Origin of the sequence: Brevibacillus ginsengisoli (genome assembly GCF_050113715.1) — a bacterium.
Lineage (GTDB): Bacteria > Bacillota > Bacilli > Brevibacillales > Brevibacillaceae > Brevibacillus_H > Brevibacillus_H ginsengisoli.
This window is the reverse complement of sequence record NZ_JBNJQR010000007.1, coordinates 44,497-66,832: the sequence shown is the minus strand read 5'-3', so window position 1 is coordinate 66,832 and position 22,336 is coordinate 44,497. Positions and strand designations below refer to the sequence as shown.

Genomic DNA, 22,336 nt, shown 5'->3' with positions numbered 1-22,336 from the left:
TCAATTCCTCCTCATGCTGTTAATTTTTTGGAATGACGACAGTAAATCTGGCTCCTCCTAATTGGCTGTTTGATAAGAAGATTTGTCCATTCAGCAATTCAAGCGAGTTTTTCACCAGTGCCAAGCCGATTCCATGGTTATCACCATTTTTCGTTGTGAATCCATCAGAAAAAATAGCGCTTTCCAAATCTTTCGGCACACCAGCACCATTATCTTCAACATCAAAAATAATGTCATTCCCCAGATCGGTAAAGGACACTTTGACTTCGGAACCTGAAGGATTATTTGCTCTGGCAGCATCCATGGCGTTGTCGATGATGTTTCCCAGGATCGTGACCAAAAGCTTCGAATCGATATGTTCTGGAATACTCTCCAAATTGCTTTCTCGATCGATTTCCAGCGAGACTTTTAACTCCTTGGAGCGATTGCTTTTGCCAAGCAGACAGGCGGCGATGAGCGGCTCCTTCACGGACGACATCAGGAAGGCGATAATATCCTGACGTTCCTTCACTTCGCCTGAAATCAATTCCATCGCTTTATCGTATTGTTTCAACCCCAATAGCCCATAGATCGTGTTCAATCTGTTTAGGTATTCGTGGTTGTGAGCCCTCATGTTTTCGAAGTAGGTATTGATTTTGGAAATTTCATTGTTTAGTTGCTCAATCTCGGAGTGCGGCCGAATCGTCAGCGCAACACCCATTACTTTATCTTCTTGTAGGATGGGAGACAAGTCCATCATAAATAGCTCGTGACCAAAAAGAATGTTTTGATTGCTTTGTCCTTTTTTTGTTTGGATAACTTCATGGATAATTCCTTTTAATCGTTCATTTTGAAACTTGCCGCCAACCGTTAGATGAAGGTTTTCCAACAGTTCGCGCGCGCGTTTGTTCATCGAGATGACCCGAACTTCCAAGTCAACGGCAACAATCGCGTCGCGAATAAATTCCAGGATGGCTTCTTTTTCTTTAAATAGAAAGGAGACTTCCTCAGGCTCAAGGCCAAAGAAGAGTCTCTTAATTCGTCTGGCGATAAAAAACGCGCCAATGGCCCCAATCGATAGAAGAATAACAGATAGCAAAATGATGTTTGCTTTATACTCGAAGACCCGTCTTTCTATGTCCGTTCTTAAAAATCCAACAATGGTAGCGCCAATGGCTTCTCCTTTGTCGTTCGTAATAGGTGTAATCGCTTTGATGGCCTCTCCCATCGGTCCGTTCGCTTTTAGGAGAGCGGATTGTTTGGAGTTGATAACGGTGTCCACTTTCGTTGCGGTAGGTTTGCCAATAAAGCTTGGATTTGGATGTGAATAGCGTATTCCTTCCTTGCCCGCAACGACGATGTAACTGGCTCCGGTCTTTAGCCGATACGACTCGGTGATAGGCTGGATGGTGCTTGAAGGATTTTTTTGTTTAAAAGAGTCAATAATTTTATCATTCGCAGATGTTAATTTGGCGACAATCATTGCCTGTTGCCCCATATAGTTTTCCAATATATTCACAAGCATTGCCGTAAATAGAACGCTTACAATTATCGTGCTTAAAACGACGACGGATGTAATTAAGAGAACAATTTGGGTAAAAAGAGTAATCCGAATCTTTTTCATGCTGTCCACCTTAGAAGATGATGTATTTTCAGATAATAAAGTGTTTATTCAATATACAACTCGAAAAGTCAGAAGGGGAGAAAATCCGAAAAAGTTCATAAAAACGTTAAATTCATCAACAAGTTTAATAGCGTGAAAAAAATGATTTTTATTTACTTTTATATCACTATTAAAACAAATTTACTTAAACTGGATTTTGAATGTGAGGTATGTGATTGTAGATGGTGAAAGGTACCTTTTCAGAGTTTGAAAGATATGGACAATAACTCTTCCGAAGAGAGGTGTAAACATGTCTGCAACAAATGCGATTCAACAAGGAAAAAGTTCCGGAAAAGCCGAGAAAAAATGGATTTGGATGCTATTAGCCACAGTTGCCATGATCATTGTGCTTTTACTTCCTACTCCGGCAGGACTTGCGGTGGCAGGGCAGCGGGCATTGGCGGTTCTTGTATTTGCGGTCATTCTCTGGATGTCAGAGGCCGTTTCGTATCCTGTCAGCGCAGCTTTAGTTCTTGCTTTAGCTACACTGTTGTTAGGTTTAGCTCCAAGTCTTGATGATCCTCATAAAATTTTGGGAACCAAGGAATCCTTGGACATGGCTCTATCCGGATTCAGCAATTCGGCAGTAGCGCTAGTGGCTGGAGCTCTATTCCTGGCGGCAGCCATGCAGGTGACAGGTCTTGATAAGCGTATAGCACTCGTTATTCTTTCAAAAGTTGGTTCTAGTACTCGCGGCATCCTTTTTGGAGCGATTATGGTCGCGGTCGTCCTGTCCTTTTTAGTTCCAAGCACAACAGCACGGGTTGGCGCCATCGTACCAATTATTCTTGGGATGGTAGCAGCATTTGGTTTAGAAAAGAATAGCCGGTTCGCCGCTTTGATTATGATCGCTTCCGCTCAGGCAGCATCGATCTGGAATATCGGGGTCAAAACGGCGGCAGCTCAAAACATGGTGGCAATCGGTTTCATGGAAAAAGCATTCCATACCAGCGTCACATGGGGTGAATGGTTCCTGTATGCAGCGCCTTGGGCAATTGTAATGTCTGTGGTTCTATACTTTGTTATGTTAAAAGTAATTCCGCCTGAAATGAAAAATATCCCGAACGGTCAGCAAATGGTTCAAGAGCAATTGAAAGCGCTTGGAAAGCTGACTGGAGCGGAAACCCGTTTGCTGATCATCTCGCTCGTACTGCTATTCCTGTGGGCGACTGAGAAAGTCGTTCATCCGCTTGACAGTACAACTACGATGATCATTGCAGTAGCGGTCATGCTGACTCCTAAAATTGGTGTCTTCACCTGGAGTCAAGTGGAAAAATACATTCCATGGGGTACTATTATCCTGTTTGCGGTGGGGATTTCGCTTGGTACCATCCTATTGAAAACCAAGGCGGCAACCTGGTTGGCTAACGCATTTTTCAGCAGCATGGGTCTCGATACGATGCCTATACTGGCCATTATCGCCATCCTTGCCTTGTTCAACATCGTGATTCACTTAGGTTTTGCAAGCGCAACCAGTCTTGCTTCGACCTTGATTCCAATCGTCATTGCTTTGGTCCAAGGCTTGGATCGCCCGGACATGAATCTCGTGGGTATGGTTCTGATCCAACAGTTTGTTGTAAGCTTCGGTTTTATCCTGCCTGTGAACGCGCCACAGAATATGGTGGCCTTCGGTACAGGAACGTTTACAACCAAGGACTTCATCAAGTCTGGTATTCCATTAACGGTTATCGGCTATCTGTTGCTCCTGTTGTTTGCGGCAACCTATTGGAAGTGGATGGGATTGTTGTAGTCGTCTAGTATAATCTGCTAGGAACATAATATGAAGTAAAAGAGGGGAGTTACTAGGTAACTCCCCTCAGTCTGTATGAGAAAACCTTATGTTTAATGATGAAATGTATAAGGGTGTCTATAGAAGTGAAAGTCGATATTCTCGAAGGAAGAATACCGACTTTTTTAATGAACTAAAGATCTCTGTTAATGGAGAAAGATACCACTAATAGTGGAGGTTTTATTCGGCAACCATGGCATCTGCTTTCGTTTGATGAACGGTTCCAAATGGATGCTGAGGTGGAGCATAGATCGAGTAAAGTTTAAGCGGTGTATTACCCGTATTGATTAGATTGTGCCATGTTCCAGCAGGAACAACGATTGCAAAGTCATCATAAACATTAGCTTGAAAATCTAATCTATCTTTGCTTTTACCCATTTGAACGAGTCCTTGACCCTCTTCAATACGCAGGAATTGATCCAGTGTCGGATGAATTTCTAAGCCGATATCTTCTCCAACATTGATAGTCATTAAGGTAACTTGCAAATGCTTACCTGTCCATATTGCTGTACGGAAAGTGTTGTTTTGCTTAGCAGCCTCATTAATATTAATTACAAATGGATTTGGGCCATAATCTTTCAATTCATATCTTCTATAATAAACATTCCAGTTGTTATTCCAACCAACATTCTGATTGTAATAATAAGGGTTCCAGTTATTACACCAATTGTAATTCCAATTGTTATGCATTAGATTAGACGACTGATGGTGATAACCTGATTTGCCGTACAAATTCATTCTCCTCCCATGATCTATTATTTTCTTTTTATCCTATGCTGTTGCCTTTTTAAAGGGAAAGAAAATGTACAATAATGGGCACGGATTCCATTATTGTAATTTAGAGTTACTGAGGATAACTGCCCTTTAGTTGAACAACTAAAAAGATGCAAGCACAGCCAACAAATTAGCTGTGTTTGTGTTTGTTTTATAAAGAATCAACGTTATGCATGAATCTAACATCTTTTTACTTTCATTCCATTCGCGTAAGCCCGCTAAGGAAAAGATTTCGTCACTTGCAGTCTCCTTGGAAGTGATGCTCAGCGAGCGAAAGGAGAAAGGGAGAAGAGTCGCCACCCAACCCCGCAGGGGCGCGAAGCGTTTGGCGACTCCCTTTCGCAGTGAAAGAGCGGACTTTTCCGCATCATTGCGAACTTCCACAGAGCGAAAAGGGACGAAGTCTTTTCTGCCTTGTAATCTTTTTGTAACCTATTCCCTCAATCGAAATGATATAAAAATAGAAAGATACCCTATGAATAGAAAATATGTAACAATAACAGGATGAACCATGATGCTACAGAACGAACAAGGAACAGGTGAGAAAGTGTGAAGGTGAGCTATTTCGTATCCATTGCGGCAATGCTTGGATTATTAACCGGCTGTGGCATTCAGTCGCCAAGTCAGTTAACCAAACCTCCCAAGCAAGAGCAGTCTATGCAAGATATCATGCGTGCAGTAAACCAATATATTCCGAAGGGCGCGCAACTCACGATTCCGAGTCAAAGTCAGGAAAAGAGCGCCATTTATCAAGTTGACCTTGATGGAGACGGCTCCAATGAGATTGTTACATTCTATCAGAACACTTCATCATCCGACGCCCAGAACGGAATGCTTGTTTTGAAGCGAGAGGGGAATTCGTGGACGAAACTTGCTGATTGCAAAGGACTGGCGTCTGACGTAAAACAGGCTGAGTTTCAAGATGTGAACGGAGATTCTTTCCCAGACATTATCGTGGGTTGGGGCTATGCGGAAGGAACCGATGGGGAAGTAGCTGTTTATTCTTACCAGAAGCAACAGCTCTCGACCATTTGGAGTCATCCGTATTCGGCTTTAGGAATAGGCGACGTAGACGGAGATCACAAGGCGGAAATTTTAGTCATCGAACATAATCACGATCAACTCACTGCAGAAGGCAGGCTGTACTCCTATGCAGGATCAGAGATGAAAGAGAGCCAGCACATTCCCTTGGATGGCAGCGTAAATGGATTTTCGCAGGTAGTCATCGGTAAAGCCACCCCTGATCAGCTGGGGATTTTTATCGATGCCGATGTAGGAGCCCATTCGGCCATGACTTCTCTGCTCATGCTAAAGAAGGGCAAGCTCGTGGATGTGCTGGCGGATGAGAGCGCTCAACAACTAGCCTATAAAGAATATCCCTTGTACAGCCAGGATGTGAATCATGATGGAATCGTGGAAATTGGGACACTAACCGCCCCTCCAGGAACAGAAGATCTGAGCATGGCGGATACACCGTGGGTGCAATCCTGGTATCAACTGAATCCTGATCTGGGTTCCAAGATGAAGTTTAAGCTGGTTCAGGAGAATTACGCCAACTATGGGTTTGGATTCGACTTTACGATCCCGACCAACTGGCAAGGGAAATATACGATTGTTCGAAAAAGAACGGAACAGCAAGAGGATATCCAATTCCTTTATCTGGCCCATTCCGCCAAGCCCGAGGCACCATTGCTGACACTTCATTTGATCAAGCGTGAAAACTGGTCACGCGAACAAAAACAATACCCGCATGCCATTGTGCTAGGCGAGAATAACGGAAGAATGATTGTGGGGGAGCTACCGACCAAAGCCCCTGCATTATCTGCGGAAGAGTCCGCGGCCTATCAACAGCTTCAATTGGATGAGGCCAAGCTCCGACAGGCTTTTCGAACCTTTCATTTATAGAAGAAAGGAGGAGACCTAATGAAAGTCCTTCTATTGGAAGATGAACAATCGATCCGTGATTTTGTGCGGATCAATTTGAAGCGGCAAGGATATGAAGTGTACGAAGCGGCGACGGGAGAAGAGGCGCTACGTATCGTTCAGACGCATTCCGATGTGGAGATTGCCATTCTGGATGTTATGCTTCCAGGAATATCAGGCTTAGAAGTGTGTCAAGAATTGCGTCGCCAATACCCGCGGATGGGCATCATTATGCTCACAGCCAAAGGGCAGGAGACTGACAAGGTCATGGGGCTTGAGTATGGTGCGGATGATTACGTCGTGAAGCCTTTTAGCCCAACAGAATTAATGGCACGAGTAAAATCGCTTGCTCGAAGACTTCATGCAAGCGACCCGAAGACACAGGAGGAAAGCCCTCTCAAGCAGGAGATGGGCCCATTTATCCTCTCAATTGATCAGCAGCGGCTATACAAGACTGATAGAGAAATTCTACTGACGCCCACTGAATTGCAGATTGTGAGACTTTTTTGGGATAACCCGAATAAAGCGATCAGTCGTGACGAAATCCTCAATCAGGTGTGGGGGAAACACTACGTTGGCGATCTCAAGGTGGTTGATGTCAACATGAGAAGATTGCGCCAAAAGATTGAGGACGACCCTTCGCACCCGCAATTTATTGAAACGGTCTGGGGATATGGGTATCTGTGGAGAAAGGATTAAGCGTATGAGCAGTATAAAGAGCAAGTTGGTGCTACGCTTCAGCTTCATCATTCTATTGATTGTGATCGTGTTTGAATTGCTCTTTTTGACAGTCGTTCAACAGTATTATGTAGCAGGCGCCAAAAATGATTTGGTCAATCGAGCCATTACGTCCACCGCGTTTTTCAACAAGTATATTCCCACCTACCATCTAAAAGAAAAAGCCAAATACATTCTGGAGAACATCCCGCCTGAAGAGACAGCCAAGGCCCAGATTATCGACTGGCAAGGCAATGTCGTGCTGCAATCGTACGGATACTCCGCTGGAGCCAAGGTCCTGACCGAAGATGTACGAAAGGCATTAGATGGACAGACCGGTATCTGGATCGGCAAAGAAGCGGATTCGGGTGAGAGAATCCTTGCCGTCTCCAATCCGTTAAAAGAGATGGATACCACGATTGGTGTTTTACGCTATAGCGTCTCCATGGAAAATGTGTATCACACCGTTTACCTCATCACAGGTATCTCCTTGGGGGTGGGGTTAATCGTGGTGCTGGTCTTTATCTGGATCAGCACGCTGATGTCCAACCGTATCGTGCGACCCATCAAGGAGCTGACTCGGGTCACTGCCGAAATGGCAAGGGGCACGTTAGATTTGCGGGTCACGAAATCAAGTGATGATGAAATTGGCACGCTAGCGGATACCTTCAACTATATGACAGGAGAGTTGATGAGGCATGAGCAGCTCAAAAATGAATTTATTTCTTCTGTCTCACACGAGCTGCGTACACCGCTGACTTCCATTAAAGGGTGGAGCGAAACACTTTTGACTGGCGATCTTAGCGATACGGAGGAAACCTCTCAGGGTCTACAGGTAATTGGCAAAGAGACCAATCGATTAATCGGCTTGGTAGAGGAATTGCTTGATTTCTCCAAGTTCCAGCGAGGGGTCGTTCAGCTGGAATTGCAGGTGGTGGATATTCGAGATATTCTGGCCGAGATCAATCAACAGTTCAGTTATCGGGAGCAACAAACCGTACAGATGAAGGTGGAGTGGGAGGATGATCCCCTTTTGGTTCAAGGCGACGAAAATCGCTTAAAACAGGTGTTTATCAATATTTTGGATAACGCCTTGAAGTTTACGAAACAGAATCCACACGGTCAGATTCTCCTGAGCGCTCAGTGCCAAGACGGGAATGTCATCATCCGCTGTCAGGACAATGGAGTAGGAATACCCGCAGAGGATTTAACACGAATCGCCACCAAGTTCTACAAAGGCAGCTCCAAGCTGTCGGGAAGCGGGCTTGGACTTGCGATTTCCCAAGAAATTATTGAGCTGCATCATGGACAGTTACAGATTGAGAGTAATGAAGGTACCACCGTGACGATTGTTTTGCCGCAAGCTCAGTTGTAGTTGTAACCCTTTTGTAACCCTCTTCTTTGGTAAAAGTCGTATAACTAAAGTATCAAAGACAAAGTGAGGGACCTGAACCATGAAAAAATCAATCAAAACAAAAACAATCGCATGTGGAATCTTACTTGCCGCATTGATGGCGGCACCGAACGCCTTTGCCATGGGACAGGCAGGAAAAGCCGTTCCAAAGGCCGCACCTTCTGGAATGTTCAAAATCAGTGAGATGAAGGCCGATGTGACCGGAGATAAGGTTCAGGATACGATTACCCTTTTCGGCAAAAGAGAGAAAGCAACCGACATTTATAATGAAGAGTTGCTCATAAACATCGCCAATCCTATCAACAAACAAACGATCAACATCCCGATCAAGGATGGGGGATATAATCCTACGCTCACTCTGCATGATTTTACGGGAGATCATGTGGCTGACCTGTTCATTGGCGCTGATACGGGTGGAAGCGGCGGCTTCTCCACCTATCATATGTATCAGATTAACAACAAGAAGCCTGTAGAGATCAAGCTGCCGGGTATTGGCAATAAGGGCGAAGAAGGGTTATTCGGACTCATGTTCAACCAACTGAAACCGATTGACCTGAACCAAGACGGAACTTATGAATTGCAAGGGATCGAGCGAATGACTGGAGAGTCTAATGCAGATGTCAGAATGTATATCTCCACTTTTTGGAAGTATGATAAATCCAAATGGAACCTCGTTAAAGCCGGCGGGTTTATACCGGAAACGCTCGATTTGTTCGGCAAATGGAAGAATCAGCAGACAGGAAAAGCAATGGAATTCACAACTAATGGCCAATTGCTGAAGGCAGGCGAAAAAGCGAGCACCTACTACTTCCAAGACAGTAACCATGTGATGGTTGTAAGCGAAGGACATCTAAAAGTGATCGGTTTTGAATTGCAAAAAAACAAGCTGGTATGGGACACCGAAAATGGTCATGAACAAACTTTCTTAAAATAATAATATTATTTAACAATAAACTTTATTAAACCGTTGGATTTAGCATTTTGCTACATTCTTCCGGTTTTTTTCTTTTTTTTATGTTTTATACATCATTTTTCAGGGTAAGTAATCTCTAAACTCACTTCATTATGAAATAAAGAGTGGAGATGGTTATCATGAAATTCAAATCAGTAAAAATGCGAACATTGGTCATTATGCTTCCTATTATTATCGGAATGTTGGTAACCGTGCTGGGCTACGCTTACGTCTCCGTTAACTCATTCATGGATGAAGAATTGAAAAGCAATATGAGCAAAGAATTAAGCGCTGTCTCGAATAGTATTCAAAATAAAGTGACGGCTCATTCACGAGTGGTAGAAACCAATGCCAGAGTCGTCGAAAGCCTTTCCAGCAAAATAACTCTTGATCAATTTCACAAGATGCTGTCCTATGGTTTATCGGTTAATAAAGGTACATATGGTCTCGGGATCTTCTATGAACCGAATCGTTATGACGCCAAAACTAAGTATTTTTCAACCTATGCCCATCGGGATAATGCAAAAATCACGACGACCGAAGAATATAATGATCCTTCCGTGGATTACCCGAATCAAGATTGGTATAAAATTGCGACAAACACCACCGAAAGCGTGGTTTTCTCTGAGCCTTACACGGATGATAAATTAAATGTATCCATGGTAACCGCTTCTGTTCCTTTTTACGATGAACAGAAAAAACTGCTCGGTGTCATGACAGGGGATATTGACCTGACCGCCATTCAGCAAGCCATCTCTTCAATTAAATTGGGCGAAACAGGCTGGGCATTCTTGCTCGACCATAACGGGAATTACCTGGCTACCCCGGAAACAGATAAAATCATGAAGACCAAAATCACCGAAGATCCTAATGCTTCGATCGCTAAGATTGGTCCCGAGCTTTTACAACAGGAACATGGTCATGCTATCTTCGATGATAAACAGGGCAAGAATCAGGTTTTCTATCAAAAAATTGATGGAACCAACTGGGTTTTGGCACTCGTTATGCCAGAAAAAGAGCTTCATGCTCCGTTAAATGCTCTGCTTACATCCCTGGGACTCATTTCGATTGTTGGCATTCTCATCATTGGAATAGTCATTAGCTTCTATAGTCGATACTTGACGAACCAAATCAAGACTGTTAACGAGCTGTCGCTGGCGATGGCGCAAGGAGACTTTACACAAACACTTACAGTTCGCTCAGCGGATGAGTTTGGGCAAATGGCTCAGAACTTTAACCAGATGGCTTTTAATGTCAAAGCGTTATTAAGCCAAATTGCTGCCAGCTCTCATCACGTGGCGGCCACCTCGGAACAATTGACAGCAAGTGCCGAAGAAACCAGTAAAGCAACCGAGCAGATCGCTAATTCGATTCAGGAAGTGGCCGTCGGATCGGATAATCAGGTGAGAAGCGTAGAGCAAAGCACTAAGGCAATTGTAGAAATGACGAGTGGAATTGATCAGATTGCTCAGAACGCTCAACATGTAACGGAAACAGCACAACAAGCGTTATATATGGCGGAGGGTGGAAATCAATCCATTCAAACCGCTATGACCCAAATGAATTCGATTAGCGATCATATTGGGGAATTATCGGAGATTGTGCAAGGTTTGGGCACACATTCCCAACAGATTGGACAGATTCTGGAAGTGATCTCCGGAATCGCCGATCAAACCAACCTGTTAGCGCTGAATGCGGCGATTGAAGCGGCGAGAGCAGGGGAGCATGGGCGCGGATTTGCGGTAGTAGCGGATGAGGTTCGCAAACTGGCGGAACAATCGTCCCAATCTGCCCAAAAAATATCGCATCTCATCACATCGATTCAGGTAGAAACAACCAAAGCTGTTGATGCGATGGCAACCAGCACGAAAGAAGTTACCTCTGGAATTGATATCGTGAATAACGCCGGGGAGTCCTTCCAACTTATCCAAGACTATGTCAATCAGGTTGCTCAACGAATTGCGGAGGTTTCAGATTCAGCGAGAGCGCTCTCGTCTCATACGCAACAAGTTGTGGAATCCACCAATTATATTGCCCAGGTGGCGGACGATACAGCGGCCGGTACACAGAACGTTTCGGCGGCCTCAGAAGAACAGCTGGCTTCAATGGAGGAAATCACCTCTTCTGCTGCCTCTCTCTCCCATATGGCGGAAGAGCTTCACGGGCTGATCAGCAAGTTTAAAGTTTAAAGTGAAAACCAATGCCAAAAACCCGTTCGATTACAAGTCGAGCGGGTTTTTGTGATAATAATCACCACGATCAAACGAAAATTCACGATAATAGTGAATAGGTGTTCATGGGTTGTATGAATATTAAAAGCATGAATCAATTTTGTGTCTGTGATTGGAGGACATACGGTTTTGGTAAAGATACTTTTCGGATTGCATCTTTCTTTTCTATTCATTTGGGCAGTAGCGCTTGTGACAACCTTGATTCAGAGCAGACAAGTAAGCAAGAACTGGAATACTCCCAAAACTCGGTCCCGTCTCGAAATGATCGTTCTCTTGGTCAGATGGGTGCTAAATCCCAGCTCGTTTATAGTATTGGTAACGGGGATCTTCATGATTGAAAACATGGGACTTGTTCACACCCAAAAACCGCTTTACATTCTTCTGATGGAGTTTGGTGGAGCTGCTTTAATTTTTGGCTCGATCATCTTCCTGACACTTCAGTCTTTGAAAATTAAAAAACTGGTGAATCAATCACTTGATGTCGAACAAAAAACAGGAGCCCAACTCGTTTCAGGGTTAGGCTTGATGACAGGTGGCACGGTAATCCTCGCACTTGTTGTCCTATTGATCGCGTATACTAAAGTGTCTTAAACGATTCATGCTCAATTCCCTCATCTGGTTTGTTCAGTAGGGCTTTGATCTCGCCCTGATCTCCCTTGGCATTAATCAATTCTACTAACTGGAACAGACCCTCAACGTCCTTTTCTTCAGAAAATGCTTCTCGTTTTTCCATCCGTTAGCCTTTAATCGAGTGCAGCCATTCGACGTAGCATTCATCACAGAGAAGTTCCTCTCGATCTTGCTTTCCTTGGAAAAAGCTGATCAGATGGACACTTTCGGTTTCATGCTCGCAATGAAAGCATTGGTAAGTGGTCATGGGAACGCCCCTTTCTGAGTAACAATCCATATCTGTAGCATTTCCCATTGCTTAAGAAATTTGCACCACTTTTATGCAAAAAAAAGCGCCACTTCCACTGAGAAAGGGGCGCTTCATTCATGTTAGGATGCAGACTAGTTGAACGGATTTCCTAGAAGTTCATTTTCTCCAAGAGATAGGATTTCAGTTCAGCGATTGGCATACGAACTTGCTGCATAGAATCGCGTTCACGTACAGTAACCTGTCCATCTGTTTGAGAATCGAAGTCAAAGGTGATACAGAACGGAGTACCGATCTCGTCTTGACGGCGGTAGCGTTTACCGATTGAACCAGACTCGTCGAAGTCGCAGTTGAACTCAGCAGCCAGTTCCGCGTAAACCTTGAGCGCATCCTCGGAAAGTTTTTTCGAGAGTGGCAGAATCGCTGCTTTGATCGGAGCGAGAGCCGGGTGGAAACGAAGCACGGTACGTTTATCGCCCTCGCCTAAATCTTCCTCATCATAAGCGTTGATCAGGAAGGCAAGCGTTACGCGGTCTGCGCCAAGGGACGGCTCGATGCAATACGGAATGTATTTTTCGTTGGTTTCAGGATCGAGATAATGGAAGTCCTCGCCGGAATGCTCCATGTGACGAGCCAAGTCGAAGTCAGTTCGGTCAGCAACTCCCCACAGCTCGCCCCAACCGAACGGGAAGCGGTACTCGATATCACTAGTCGCATTACTGTAGTGAGACAATTCGTCCGCATTATGATCACGCAGACGCACGCTTTCTTCTTTCATGCCCAATTTGAGCAGCCAGTTGAAGCAGGTTTCGCGCCAGAATTCGAACCATTTCATGTCCTCGCCAGGTTTGCAGAAGAATTCCAACTCCATTTGCTCGAACTCGCGAGTACGGAACGTGAAGTTACCTGGTGTAATTTCGTTACGGAAACTCTTACCGATTTGGCCGATACCAAACGGAAGCTTTTTACGCATCGTGCGCTGTACGTTCTTGAAGTTGACGAAGATCCCTTGGGCTGTTTCCGGACGCAAGAAAATCTCGTTCGCGGAGGATTCGGTAACCCCTTGGAAGGTTTTGAACATCAGGTTAAACTGACGAATCTCGGTGAATTCCTTGGAGCCGCATTCCGGGCAGGCGATATCGTGTTCCTTGATCAAATTAGCCATCGCGTCAAAGGAGAGACCGTCTACGATGATCTCGATGCCTTTTTCCCCAAGAGCGTTCTCGATCAGCTTGTCAGCGCGGTGGCGAGCTTTACATTTTTTACAGTCGATCATTGGATCGTTGAAGTTGCCCACGTGACCGGAGGCTACCCATGTTTTCGGATTCATCAGAATCGCAGCATCAAGACCCACATTGTAAGGAGATTCTTGGATAAATTTCTTCCACCAAGCTTTTTTTACATTGTTTTTCAGCTCGACGCCAAGCGGGCCGTAATCCCATGTGTTGGCAAGGCCACCGTAGATGTCAGATCCGGGAAAAACAAATCCGCGATGCTTCGCCAATGCGACGACTTGATCCATTGTTACGTTTTGACTCATACTGTCCACTCCTTTTGTGTGAAAAACGTTTCGACGTTTTTCATGAAACTTAAATATGACCGCTTGCGGTCAGCCAAAAAACGGTTCAGACCGTTTTTTGGCAAAATAAAAAACTCCCATCCCGCATGTAACATGCAAGGGACGAGAGTTATATTCCCGCGGTTCCACCCTAGTTGACGCGAAAGTTGCGCCCACCTTCATTCAAAATGGCTCCAGACCGCCCTTCATAAACCGTCCATATCGGGCTTCCACTCTCCCCGACTCGCTTCATGGCAATCGTTTACTACTCCTGTCCTTCACAGCCAACATATAGAACTATTGGTAAGTATGATAGCAAAGGATATCGGCAAAGTCAATTCAGGTCAAGGACATAGAAGTGAAGAAATTACGAAGAAGGAATGTTGAACTTATTATGGAAATATTTTGATGGAAGGAAGCTATTGAGAAATTCCATTTGGAAAAAGAATCGAGGAGACAAACATGAATATGATGATGGGGGGGCAAATAATGTTCATCGTGGTCCTGTTGTTTTACGGGTTTGTCTTGTACTGCCTGATTACCGCACTTCAATTTATGAAAACCAAATTGGAGTTAGACAAGGAAAGAAATGCGAAGCTGAATCAGCTTATTCAGGCGATCAACAACAATCATTCCGAGGCCAATAGGCCAGACTAACCATATGATTAAATAGAATTCATTACAGTGGGGAGAGTAAGTTGAATGAGCACTCCAATTATTTTGCAATCGTCAGGTATAATCCTAAGAAGCACAACGGAAGACGACCTCAATTATGTTTTACAAACAGAACACGATGAACAGAATCGACGTTTTATCACGAGATGGACAAGGGAACAGCACATAGCGGTTCTCGGGCAAGCGGATCAGGCTCATTTCATCGTGGAACATGACAATGAACGGGCAGGGTATGTGATCTTGGCAGGTTTGGCCAACCCCAATCAATCGGTGGAATTGCTGCGCATTACCCTTTCCAAGAAAGAGAAGGGGTTGGGAAGATCCACGCTGCGACTGTTGCAGAAGTGGATATTCGAAGAAAAGAAAGCGCACAGACTCTGGCTGGATGTCAAAGACTTCAACGACAGAGCGCGCCATGTTTACGAATCCGTGGGGTTTGTTGCGGAAGGCACGCTGCGAGAATGCGTCAAATTTGAGGACGGCTACGATTCGCTGATCATTATGTCTATTTTGCGAAGAGAATATGAAGCAAATCGAAATGAATAAAGAAGTATATTGCAAGAGAAGACTGGGTCAATGAACCCAGTCTTTCCTTTTGCATAAGAAAAGAGTTTCGTCCACTTCTAGCCTCATTGGAAGAGAAGCGCAGTGAACGAACGGAGAAAGGGATTTGAGCCGCCACCCAACCCCAAAGGGGCGCGAAGCGTTTGGCGGCTCCCCTTTCGGAGGTAGTGAGCGTGCTATTTAACATCCATGCGAACTTCCACAGAGCGCGTTTCGGCCCCCCGATGAGAGGGGGTAAAGGGACGAAGCTCTTTCTACTTACTTGGATTGTTGACTGGATTGAGCTTGGGTCTGCATCGTGGAATGTACTTGACTCACCATCGTTTGTGCCTGAGCAATTTCAGTGGAAGCTTGTTTAAGTGCTTCCTCAGCCAATGTAGGATTGGCAGCAGATTGTTCAATTGCTTGAGTAATCATCGTTTTGGCGAGAGTTGCGGCGACTTCGGCTTGTTTTAGTTTGTTGGCGTCAATTTGTTGTGTCATTTCAGATTCCCCCTATGGATTAGTGAATTGGAACACCGTCATATCGTACCCAATGGCATGCACCTTATTCGAAGCATCATTCTTCAGGATAAACAGGTATTTCTAGGTGATCATAGGAATAAGACGCGATCAGAAGGAGGTGTAACCTATGCCTTTGTTTGCGCGGGTGGCGGTTAATTTTCTCTATAAGCTCATCGTTTTTCCATCGATTCTGTATGGAGGGACGTTGCTTTTTCCAGAGTATGTGTTTTGGGGATCTTGGCTCGTCATTGCTTGTCTGGCTGGACTCTTTCTCGTGATCGGTCTGGTGGCTGACGAAACCATTTTGCCGTTGTTCGGAAATGTGAAATCCACTGTAATGGGGTTTGTGTTCATGACGGGAGTTATTTGGCTGGTGCCGTTACTGTTTCAACCGACTTGTGTGACACTGATGGGAGCCCTGATTGTGGGAGGAATGCTTGGGCTAGCCGAATTGATCATGCATCAGTGGATTTTACAGCAACGCAAAATTAATCTGGCGGGTTAACAAGCCGTCTTGTGAAATTTATGAAATTCCAAGTTTTTGGGCATACTCCTTGTTGGTGAACCAATTCGCCAAACGATAGTGACCATGGAGGAGATCAAAATGGCAGCGAGTTATGGAGCTCATGAAGTAATGGAAGTGCATGAAGTACTATCATCAGAAATTACAAGTATTAATACAGCCCAATTGTATCGCCAACACATTAAGGACGTACAGTTATCCCAAATTGCAGACAAACAATTACAGTTCATGGTTCAAGGGTATAATACACTAGTGCAAGCCGTTCAATCGAATGGCATGCAGTCAGCTGTTCCTTATCGTTCCCCAAAAATGGCTACCCCTACATACGGATTACACCAACCAGCCCCTGCTTCTCCTGTTATGTCGGTCAGTGCAATTGACGACCGTGATGTAGCTTGTGCATTGCTGGATCTTCATAAAGCGGGCGCGACCCAAAAAATGCGGGCTTCACTTGAATGCGCTGACTCAAATCTACGCAGAATCCTTCAGCAGGGTGCGATCAATTGTGGTGAACAGGCTTATGAAGTATGGCAATATATGAATCAACATGGATATTATCAAGTGCCAACGATGAAAGAGATGACCACTCAAACCATGATCAACACGTATCAGCCGGTCGCTGGGGGATTCCCATCGATTCACACTGCTCCATACGGCACCTCTGAGTTTCATCCAAGCACGTATGTGTCTCAAACCCAACAGCCGTCTTACTCTTCCCATACGACCAATTCTCTTGGTGGTGCAACAAGCGATTATTCTTATGGAAACTATACATCTACAGCCATGCAGGCGAGCCCAGCCGCGCCATTTGGCTCACAAGCCTCCAATGCAATGGCCTACTCATCCCTAGGTTCTCAGGTACAACCGACGAAAAGCAAATAGGCTTAAGCTGGAATGACTTGCTCATTCCAGCTTTTTTTTTACGTATAGGAAAGTGCAATTACTTTACAGTGGTAAAGTAATTGCACTTTCCTTCCATTCGCGTAAGCCCGGCACGTTTGTTGCATATTTTCAACAAATGAAGAAAGTCAGTTGTAACCATAAATTCTGTAATAAGGGTGATTCAGATGGAATCTCGCAATGAAGATGCGATTTATTTGATCAAAAAGTCCAAGGGAGAATGGATAGTAAGCAACACCCGATATTATGTGATCAATCAACAAACGGTTCATCATGAATATTGGTGCCTTCAGAGAAAAGGAAGCAACTTTAGCAATACAGCCACAGCCCATCAGCTGCTCAAAAGAAAACGAGATATTTTCATGAGTCTAGAAGAAGCAGAGGAAGCTTGCTACATTCGGAATCACACCTTGATGAAGCGGCTAGGCTAAAGATTTACAATTCTGTATCGACACAAGCCGATTCATTCCTCTATCATTGTGGAGGGATAGGGGGTAAGACAGATGGGATTTTTACCAAAAAGTATGCGTGGCAAAGTAGTTCTCTTATTAGTACTAATTGTTTGCATTCCTATGCTTATTTCCAGTTACATATTGCAAAATGGTGTCAATAATGCGTTGCTAAAAGAAAAAGAGGCTAAGCTGATGGCAGCAACTCGGCTACTTGATCAGTATTTAATAGGGGATTTTGATCAGATCCTGCGTAAAAAAGGAGCAGAACATGCAGATCATCAGACGAAGATTCGGGTTCTCCATGAAGAGTTGAAGGCACAAACCGATCTGGTTGCGCAAGCTTTTCCTAATATTGGTGTAGGTTACTATGTAAAAGATCTGGAAGCTATCGTTACTTATGGACCGAGTCAACTCTACGATCAAAAGGTAGGCGTAAAAATTGCACAGAACCACCCAGGAAACAGTGTTCTCGAGAGCGGGAAAGACCTCACCAAATTCGTCTCTGCTGTGCGTGGTAACGTCATGAATGCCATGCATCCGATTATACGTGATGGTCGAGTTATCGGTTATATTTGGGCGAATGAACCGACAGATATGGTAGAAAAGCAACTCTCTTCCATTCGTCACACGATCGTCGGCATTCTACTGGGTGTGATCGTCTTCATCATCTTTCTTCTTGTAAGCATTTCCAATAGGATCATACGTGACGTGAACATCGTCAAAGAAGGATTGCATGGGATGGAAAAAGACTTGTCGATCAGAATCTCGGGAGTATCAGGTGAGATCGGTGAAATTGCCACAGCTGTCAATCGTATGGCTCATTCTTTACAAAACGAGAAGTCGTTGACGGAGAACATATTAAATAGTATCACGGAAGGCATGATTACACTCGATCATACCGGGTGTATTACCTCAGCGAATCCTGCAGCCCTTGAGATGACCGGTCTTACCTTATCTGATTTAATCGGGAAGCAACACGATGAATTCTTTCAAGAAGGCTGCCATATCAGCAATATGATCGTGGATACAATGCGAACCGGGCGTCGCAATATTGAAATGAATCTCAATTTTTCGATCGGAGAGCAAACCATATATGCCAGTGCCAGTACCAGCTTCCTGAATGATTCCAATCATCATCCAATCGGTATTCTTCTGATTTTGTGGAATATGAAAGAAGTACAACAATTGCAGCAGCAAGTATTACGGGCAGGACGCCTCGCTGCTCTGGGTGAGTTGATGGCGTGGGTAGCACACGAGGTTCGCAATCCGTTGACCAGCATCAAGGGGTTTGTTCAGTATCTTCAGGATACGCATACGGAAGAAGAACGGGAAGAGTTCATGACGATTATTGTCAAAGAGGTTAATCGAATCAATCGAATTATCGAGGAACTTTTATACTTTTCTAAGCATCGTCCCACCCATTATACCAGTGTGGACGTGAATCAATTGATGAAACAGACGTTAATTCTGGTTGAACATCGAACAGCCCAGGCCCAAGTCATGATTTTTCTCGATTTGGATCCCGACAACCCAATCATCCGTGGTGATGCCGACCAATGCAAGCAGGTGTTCCTCAATATCATCATTAATGCAATTCAGGCGATTGAAGACCAGGGAGAATTGCATATTAAAACTCGATTGGATGTGGACAAACAATACGTTGAGATCATTTTCCACGATTCTGGCTGCGGATTTGTGGAGGACGATTTGCAGCGAGCCTTTGATCCTTTTTATACAACGAAAGAAAAAGGTACAGGACTTGGCTTGGCAGTTGCGATGCAGATTATTACGGCGCATAACGGCTGGATTACCCTAGACAACCATGAGATGAAAGGAGCCGTTGTAACGATCAGCTTGCCTGTTCTACAACTAACTGGGGGGGATCAAGATGAGAACGAATCCATTACTATTGGTAGTCGATGATGAAGAAAATGTTCGTAGATTATTGGCGGCTGTGTTAAAACGGGAAGGATACGAAGTGGTGACGGCTGAAAACGGCCAAGAAGCAGTAGAAATCACCAAGCAGATTTCACCTGATTTGGTTTTAATGGATATTCGGATGCCCAAAATGGATGGGATCACCGCCTTTAAAGCGATGAGGGAATGGAAACGGGATATTACGGTTATTCTGATGACGGCGTTCGCGTCTGTCGAGACGGCCGTAGAAGCAATGAAAACAGGGGCGTACGATTACATCATTAAGCCTTTTGATAACGATGAAGTAAAACTACTCATTAACCGCGCCCTTCAGATGGAGCGACTCAAAAGCGATGTGGCGACTCTTCATCGACAACTGAATAGCCATTACCACGCACAAAATCTGTTGACGAATACTCCCAAGATGATGGAACTTTACAACATTGTCGAACGTGTGGCGCCCACCAACGCAACGGTACTCATCACAGGAGAGAGCGGAACGGGGAAGGAAGTCATCGCCAACCAGATCCACTATAGCAGCAAACGGACAACAGGACCATTTATTAAGATTAATTGCGGAGCGCTGCCTGAGAGCCTGCTGGAAAGTGAGCTGTTTGGTCACGAAAAAGGCTCATTCACGGGTGCTGTTGCCAAAAAGATCGGACGATTCGAAATGGCACACGAAGGGACGCTGTTTCTTGACGAGATCGGAGAGATCTCGCCTGCACTGCAAGTGAAACTGTTGCGTGTACTGCAGGAGCGCGAATTTGAGCGAGTTGGTGGAACGCAGACGATTCATACGGATATTCGCATCGTCGCGGCAACCAACCGCAACCTGGAAGCGATGGTCAGGGAAGGGAAGTTTCGGGAAGATTTGTACTACCGGCTAAAAGTGATTTATCTGCGCCTGCCATCTCTGCGAGAACGTAAAGAAGATATCCGTCTGATGGCAGACTCTTTTCTACATAAATACGCGTTGGAAAATGCGGTGCAGATCGACGGATTCGATTCGGCAGCGATAAAAACGCTGGAAGAGTATCATTGGCCAGGAAACTTGCGTGAACTGGCGAATGTGGTGGAGCGAGCGGTCATCATGTCAACCGGTTCATTGATTTATCAGGAGGATCTTCTGCCTTCTCTATCGGACACGAACGAGTCGGCTCCATCCGAAGGGCTTGTGGAGCAAGGAAGCGGTCAGTCGCTTAAGGAACGTGTCAAACTGCTGGAACGGGAGATCATTGTCCAGGCCTTACAGCGCAATCAGGGAAATCGGATGAAGACAGCTCGGGAACTGGATGTAAGCAGGAGGACATTGTTATACAAGATTGAAGAGTACGGAATTGATGACTAGTGCGCAAAAAAGTTCACACTGCGCAAAAATTGCTGCGCAACCAATCGTCAGCTACGTAATTTTTTTCACAAGAGACAACTCTTTTTCAGGGAGTTGTCTTTTTTTGCTGCCTTTTGTCGAGTTGGCACGCTTCATGCAACTGTATAGTGGCGTAACGAAACATTACATCACATTACTTTTTATGGAGGTGTTCTTCATGGAAAAATTAACAAGTACGGAAGAACTATCCGGACAATTTACGGATGGCGTGACAGTGGCGATTGGAGGATTCATGGGTGTCGGGACTCCCGATGAACTGGTGAAAGTGTTAATGGACAAACAAATCAAAGATATCACGTTGATTTGTAATGATACGGCATTTCCTGATAAAGGCGTTGGCCAACTGGTTGTAAACAGGCAAGTAAAAAAAGCGATTGTTAGCCATATCGGAACCAATCCGGAAACAGGCAAACAAATGATTGCGGGAGAGATGGACGTAGAGCTTGTCCCTCAAGGAACATTAGCGGAGCGGTTACGTGCAGGTGGAGCTGGTCTTGGAGGTGTTTTGACACCAACGGGGATTGGCACTGTAGTGGAAGAAGGAAAAGAAAAATTGATGGTTGATGGAAAAGAATATCTGCTTGAAAAACCTTTACGTGCGGATCTGGCACTTATTTACGCCCAAAAAGCGGACAAGGCAGGTAACCTCGTTTTTAATAAAACCGCTCGTAATTTTAACCCTGTCATGGCGATGGCTGCCGATATGGTCGTAGCTGAAGTAGAAGAAGTGGTTGAAGTGGGAGAGTTAGATCCAGATGAAATCGTAACTCCGGGAATACTGGTCGACAAAATTATTTGTTCAGGAAAGGGTGAGTAACATGGTACTTTCTGCAAAAGAGATCATTGCAAGACGTGTTGCCAAGGAGATGAAAAACGACGACGTAGTGAACTTAGGGATCGGATTGCCAACAATGGTTTCAAATTATTTGCCAGAAGGCGTTCATGTCATTCTTCAATCTGAAAACGGTTACATAGGCTTGGGACCTGTAACTGGAGAGCCTGATCCTCAACTGGTCAATGCAGGTGGTCAGCCTTCCGGAATGATTGCTGGAGCGGCTATGTTCGATAGCTTCATGTCATTTAACCTGATCCGCGGCGGTCATGTCGACGTGAGTGTACTGGGTGGTTTGCAGGTTGACGAGGAAGCAAATCTCGCCAACTGGATGGTACCTGGCAAAATCGTTCCTGGCATGGGCGGAGCGATGGATCTGGTGGTAGGAGCCAAAAAAGTAATTGTCGCCATGGAACATACCGCAAAAGACGGATCTCCAAAAATCTTAAAGAAGTGCTCTTTACCCCTTACCGGTAAAAGTGTCGTCTCGATGATCGTAACGGAACTGGGTGTGTTTACCTATGATCATGAAGGACTGGTATTGGAAGAGCTTGCGGAAGGTGTAGATCTTGAAACAATCAAAGCCAAAACAGAAGCTTCCTTCAAATTAGGCAGCCAGTTCAAGGAGAAACAACTTGCCTAATCGTCCCTCGTAATCGTCAGTAAACCTAGTCTAAATCTATCAGACATGGAAGGTGTAAA

22 protein-coding genes are annotated in these 22,336 nt (G+C 44.8%); 16 read left to right on the top strand and 6 right to left on the bottom strand.

Annotated features, from left to right (window positions below; translation table 11 throughout):
* Positions 1-19: 19 nt before the first annotated feature.
* Positions 20-1,603, bottom strand: coding sequence for an ATP-binding protein (locus tag ACQCN2_RS15095; protein WP_426929767.1), 1,584 nt, complete (start codon positions 1,601-1,603; stop codon positions 20-22).
* A 289-nt stretch (positions 1,604-1,892) separates the two neighbouring features.
* On the opposite strand from ACQCN2_RS15095, the gene ACQCN2_RS15090 reads away from it, so the two are divergent.
* A complete protein-coding gene (locus ACQCN2_RS15090) occupies positions 1,893-3,392 on the top strand; it encodes a DASS family sodium-coupled anion symporter (protein ID WP_426929766.1) in 1,500 nt (499 codons plus the stop codon).
* Between the two features lie 219 nt (positions 3,393-3,611).
* Here ACQCN2_RS15090 and ACQCN2_RS15085 read toward each other — a convergent pair whose 3' ends face one another.
* Complete coding sequence (locus ACQCN2_RS15085) at positions 3,612-4,169, bottom strand: cupin domain-containing protein (protein ID WP_426929765.1); 558 nt, start codon at positions 4,167-4,169, stop codon at positions 3,612-3,614.
* Positions 4,170-4,754: 585 nt separating this feature from the next.
* Between ACQCN2_RS15085 and ACQCN2_RS15080 the strand changes: the two genes are divergently transcribed.
* From ACQCN2_RS15080 to ACQCN2_RS15055, 6 genes are all read left to right on the top strand, one after another.
* The gene (locus ACQCN2_RS15080; protein ID WP_426929764.1) at positions 4,755-6,110 is read left to right on the top strand and encodes an FG-GAP repeat domain-containing protein; all 1,356 of its coding nucleotides are present in this window, start codon (positions 4,755-4,757) and stop codon (positions 6,108-6,110) included.
* Between the two features lie 18 nt (positions 6,111-6,128).
* Positions 6,129-6,827, top strand: a complete 699-nt coding sequence (locus tag ACQCN2_RS15075; protein WP_426929763.1) for a response regulator transcription factor — start codon at positions 6,129-6,131, stop codon at positions 6,825-6,827.
* A gap of 4 nt (positions 6,828-6,831) precedes the next feature.
* On the top strand, positions 6,832-8,220 hold the full coding sequence (locus tag ACQCN2_RS15070) for a sensor histidine kinase (RefSeq protein ID WP_426929762.1): 1,389 nt from the start codon (positions 6,832-6,834) through the stop codon (positions 8,218-8,220).
* Between the two features lie 79 nt (positions 8,221-8,299).
* Positions 8,300-9,193 (top strand): hypothetical protein, encoded by an 894-nt coding sequence (locus ACQCN2_RS15065; protein WP_426929761.1) that lies wholly within the window; start codon positions 8,300-8,302, stop codon positions 9,191-9,193.
* A gap of 158 nt (positions 9,194-9,351) precedes the next feature.
* Positions 9,352-11,400: a methyl-accepting chemotaxis protein gene (locus ACQCN2_RS15060; protein WP_426929760.1), complete on the top strand. Its 2,049-nt coding sequence runs from the start codon at positions 9,352-9,354 to the stop codon at positions 11,398-11,400.
* Between the two features lie 171 nt (positions 11,401-11,571).
* Complete coding sequence (locus tag ACQCN2_RS15055; RefSeq protein WP_426929759.1) at positions 11,572-12,033, top strand: hypothetical protein; 462 nt, start codon at positions 11,572-11,574, stop codon at positions 12,031-12,033.
* Here the strand turns inward: ACQCN2_RS15055 and ACQCN2_RS15050 are convergent.
* The 3 genes from ACQCN2_RS15050 to ACQCN2_RS15040 form a co-directional block, all read right to left on the bottom strand.
* On the bottom strand, positions 12,020-12,175 hold the full coding sequence (locus ACQCN2_RS15050) for a hypothetical protein (protein WP_426929758.1): 156 nt from the start codon (positions 12,173-12,175) through the stop codon (positions 12,020-12,022). The two genes, ACQCN2_RS15055 and ACQCN2_RS15050, sit on opposite strands and share 14 nt — an antisense overlap.
* Positions 12,176-12,178: 3 nt before the next feature.
* Entirely contained in the window at positions 12,179-12,319 is a 141-nt protein-coding gene (locus ACQCN2_RS15045; protein ID WP_426929757.1) for a hypothetical protein, read from the bottom strand.
* Between the two features lie 151 nt (positions 12,320-12,470).
* Positions 12,471-13,859 (bottom strand): glycine--tRNA ligase, encoded by a 1,389-nt coding sequence (locus tag ACQCN2_RS15040; RefSeq protein ID WP_426929756.1) that lies wholly within the window; start codon positions 13,857-13,859, stop codon positions 12,471-12,473.
* Positions 13,860-14,339: 480 nt separating this feature from the next.
* On the opposite strand from ACQCN2_RS15040, the gene ACQCN2_RS15035 reads away from it, so the two are divergent.
* Positions 14,340-14,534 (top strand): hypothetical protein, encoded by a 195-nt coding sequence (locus tag ACQCN2_RS15035; RefSeq protein WP_426929755.1) that lies wholly within the window; start codon positions 14,340-14,342, stop codon positions 14,532-14,534.
* A 45-nt stretch (positions 14,535-14,579) separates the two neighbouring features.
* Complete coding sequence (locus tag ACQCN2_RS15030; RefSeq protein WP_426929754.1) at positions 14,580-15,098, top strand: GNAT family N-acetyltransferase; 519 nt, start codon at positions 14,580-14,582, stop codon at positions 15,096-15,098.
* A 276-nt stretch (positions 15,099-15,374) separates the two neighbouring features.
* Here ACQCN2_RS15030 and ACQCN2_RS15025 read toward each other — a convergent pair whose 3' ends face one another.
* Positions 15,375-15,599 (bottom strand): hypothetical protein, encoded by a 225-nt coding sequence (locus tag ACQCN2_RS15025; RefSeq protein ID WP_426929753.1) that lies wholly within the window; start codon positions 15,597-15,599, stop codon positions 15,375-15,377.
* A 148-nt stretch (positions 15,600-15,747) separates the two neighbouring features.
* On the opposite strand from ACQCN2_RS15025, the gene ACQCN2_RS15020 reads away from it, so the two are divergent.
* The 7 genes from ACQCN2_RS15020 to ACQCN2_RS14990 all read left to right on the top strand — a co-directional run bounded on the left by ACQCN2_RS15020 (position 15,748) and on the right by ACQCN2_RS14990 (position 22,277).
* The gene (locus tag ACQCN2_RS15020) at positions 15,748-16,125 is read left to right on the top strand and encodes a DUF2512 family protein (RefSeq protein WP_426929752.1); all 378 of its coding nucleotides are present in this window, start codon (positions 15,748-15,750) and stop codon (positions 16,123-16,125) included.
* 99 nt (positions 16,126-16,224) lie between these two features.
* The gene (locus ACQCN2_RS15015) at positions 16,225-17,025 is read left to right on the top strand and encodes a spore coat protein (RefSeq protein WP_426929751.1); all 801 of its coding nucleotides are present in this window, start codon (positions 16,225-16,227) and stop codon (positions 17,023-17,025) included.
* A gap of 185 nt (positions 17,026-17,210) precedes the next feature.
* On the top strand, positions 17,211-17,474 hold the full coding sequence (locus ACQCN2_RS15010; RefSeq protein ID WP_426929750.1) for a hypothetical protein: 264 nt from the start codon (positions 17,211-17,213) through the stop codon (positions 17,472-17,474).
* Between the two features lie 72 nt (positions 17,475-17,546).
* Positions 17,547-19,418 carry a two-component system sensor histidine kinase AtoS gene (gene atoS / locus ACQCN2_RS15005; RefSeq protein WP_426929749.1) on the top strand — a complete coding sequence of 624 codons (1,872 nt, stop codon included), beginning with the start codon at positions 17,547-17,549 and terminating at the stop codon, positions 19,416-19,418.
* Positions 19,384-20,763 carry a sigma 54-interacting transcriptional regulator gene (locus tag ACQCN2_RS15000; RefSeq protein WP_426929748.1) on the top strand — a complete coding sequence of 460 codons (1,380 nt, stop codon included), beginning with the start codon at positions 19,384-19,386 and terminating at the stop codon, positions 20,761-20,763. Before atoS ends, ACQCN2_RS15000 begins: the two co-directional genes overlap by 35 nt.
* 196 nt (positions 20,764-20,959) lie before the next feature.
* Positions 20,960-21,619 (top strand): acetate CoA-transferase subunit alpha, encoded by a 660-nt coding sequence (gene atoD, locus ACQCN2_RS14995; RefSeq protein WP_426929747.1) that lies wholly within the window; start codon positions 20,960-20,962, stop codon positions 21,617-21,619.
* Between the two features lies 1 nt (position 21,620).
* A complete protein-coding gene (locus tag ACQCN2_RS14990) occupies positions 21,621-22,277 on the top strand; it encodes a 3-oxoacid CoA-transferase subunit B (protein ID WP_426929746.1) in 657 nt (218 codons plus the stop codon).
* Positions 22,278-22,336 lie beyond the last annotated feature (59 nt).

Excerpts from the sequence above, each read along its gene's own strand:
- ACQCN2_RS15095 (WP_426929767.1), bottom strand. The coding sequence starts at position 1,603 with ATGAAAAAGATTCGGATTACTCTTTTTACCCAAATTGTTCTCTTAATT.
- ACQCN2_RS15090 (WP_426929766.1), top strand. The coding sequence starts at position 1,893 with ATGTCTGCAACAAATGCGATTCAACAAGGAAAAAGTTCCGGAAAAGCC.
- ACQCN2_RS15085 (WP_426929765.1), bottom strand. The coding sequence starts at position 4,169 with ATGAATTTGTACGGCAAATCAGGTTATCACCATCAGTCGTCTAATCTA.
- ACQCN2_RS15075 (WP_426929763.1), top strand. The coding sequence starts at position 6,129 with ATGAAAGTCCTTCTATTGGAAGATGAACAATCGATCCGTGATTTTGTG.
- ACQCN2_RS15070 (WP_426929762.1), top strand. The coding sequence starts at position 6,832 with ATGAGCAGTATAAAGAGCAAGTTGGTGCTACGCTTCAGCTTCATCATT.
- ACQCN2_RS15065 (WP_426929761.1), top strand. The coding sequence starts at position 8,300 with ATGAAAAAATCAATCAAAACAAAAACAATCGCATGTGGAATCTTACTT.
- ACQCN2_RS15060 (WP_426929760.1), top strand. The coding sequence starts at position 9,352 with ATGAAATTCAAATCAGTAAAAATGCGAACATTGGTCATTATGCTTCCT.
- ACQCN2_RS15050 (WP_426929758.1), bottom strand. The coding sequence starts at position 12,175 with ATGGAAAAACGAGAAGCATTTTCTGAAGAAAAGGACGTTGAGGGTCTG.
- ACQCN2_RS15045 (WP_426929757.1), bottom strand. The coding sequence starts at position 12,319 with ATGACCACTTACCAATGCTTTCATTGCGAGCATGAAACCGAAAGTGTC.
- ACQCN2_RS15040 (WP_426929756.1), bottom strand. The coding sequence starts at position 13,859 with ATGAGTCAAAACGTAACAATGGATCAAGTCGTCGCATTGGCGAAGCAT.
- ACQCN2_RS15035 (WP_426929755.1), top strand. The coding sequence starts at position 14,340 with ATGAATATGATGATGGGGGGGCAAATAATGTTCATCGTGGTCCTGTTG.
- ACQCN2_RS15030 (WP_426929754.1), top strand. The coding sequence starts at position 14,580 with ATGAGCACTCCAATTATTTTGCAATCGTCAGGTATAATCCTAAGAAGC.
- ACQCN2_RS15025 (WP_426929753.1), bottom strand. The coding sequence starts at position 15,599 with ATGACACAACAAATTGACGCCAACAAACTAAAACAAGCCGAAGTCGCC.
- ACQCN2_RS15020 (WP_426929752.1), top strand. The coding sequence starts at position 15,748 with ATGCCTTTGTTTGCGCGGGTGGCGGTTAATTTTCTCTATAAGCTCATC.
- ACQCN2_RS15015 (WP_426929751.1), top strand. The coding sequence starts at position 16,225 with ATGGCAGCGAGTTATGGAGCTCATGAAGTAATGGAAGTGCATGAAGTA.
- ACQCN2_RS15010 (WP_426929750.1), top strand. The coding sequence starts at position 17,211 with ATGGAATCTCGCAATGAAGATGCGATTTATTTGATCAAAAAGTCCAAG.
- atoS (WP_426929749.1), top strand. The coding sequence starts at position 17,547 with ATGGGATTTTTACCAAAAAGTATGCGTGGCAAAGTAGTTCTCTTATTA.
- ACQCN2_RS15000 (WP_426929748.1), top strand. The coding sequence starts at position 19,384 with ATGAGAACGAATCCATTACTATTGGTAGTCGATGATGAAGAAAATGTT.
- atoD (WP_426929747.1), top strand. The coding sequence starts at position 20,960 with ATGGAAAAATTAACAAGTACGGAAGAACTATCCGGACAATTTACGGAT.
- ACQCN2_RS14990 (WP_426929746.1), top strand. The coding sequence starts at position 21,621 with ATGGTACTTTCTGCAAAAGAGATCATTGCAAGACGTGTTGCCAAGGAG.